This window comes from Halorubrum sp. SP3, from assembly GCF_005435195.1.
GTDB lineage: Archaea > Halobacteriota > Halobacteria > Halobacteriales > Haloferacaceae > Halorubrum > Halorubrum sodomense.
Genome location: NZ_SGTU01000357.1, coordinates 1 through 221 on the forward strand (window position 1 = coordinate 1; position 221 = coordinate 221).

Annotated in this window: 1 protein-coding gene; it reads right to left on the reverse strand. The window is 55.7% G+C overall.

Going from position 1 to position 221, the window contains the following annotated elements:
- A partial coding sequence (locus EXE42_RS20450; RefSeq protein ID WP_342766605.1) for an NAD-dependent epimerase/dehydratase family protein occupies positions 1-221 on the reverse strand: 221 nt, incomplete at both ends.

A 221-nucleotide genomic window follows, 5' to 3' on the forward strand; every position in this document is an offset into this window, starting at 1 on the left:
CGAACAGTTCCGGGCGCTCTCCGTTCGCAATCTTATCGGTGAACTGTGCGACCGTGTTCGCGAACTCACCTTTGTGCTTTTCAGCGCCACCAAAGCCCTGATAGACGGAGAAAAAGCGCATCCCAGCGAGGGTCATCTCATGGAAGTTGTGGAAATACTCTGCGTAGCGTTCGCGAGCGAGTTTGGAGGCTTCATACCCAGTTCGGGCTTCGACGGCCATG